Genomic DNA, 241 nt, shown 5'->3' with positions numbered 1-241 from the left:
ATTACTATCGGCTGTGTAGCTGTAAGTAATGGTTTGCCATTGGTTGGTTTGTGCTGGATTTGAATAGCCTTGATAACCATCTATCAACAAACGCGCCTTAAGATGGCCTTCGGTATGATACACATCTACTGAGAACTCATAAGTTTTACCCATTTCAACAGCGACTTGCTGCAAAAAATCAGTATTGCTTTGTGTGCCTGTATTAACGCTAATCGCTGCTGCTTGTGAGCCTGTGCTTACG

At 42.3% G+C, this 241-nt stretch carries 1 protein-coding gene; it reads right to left on the bottom strand.

Annotation, left to right across the window (positions count from 1 at the left end; translation table 11 throughout):
• Positions 1 to 241: carbohydrate binding domain-containing protein (locus tag SB749_RS20665; protein WP_410711965.1), on the bottom strand; the 241-nt coding region annotated here is incomplete at both ends.

It is taken from the genome of Brevibacterium sp. SIMBA_078, assembly GCF_046534565.1.
GTDB lineage: Bacteria > Actinomycetota > Actinomycetes > Actinomycetales > Brevibacteriaceae > Brevibacterium.
The sequence above is the reverse complement of the archived record's forward strand: the minus strand, read 5'-3'. Positions and strand labels throughout refer to the sequence as shown.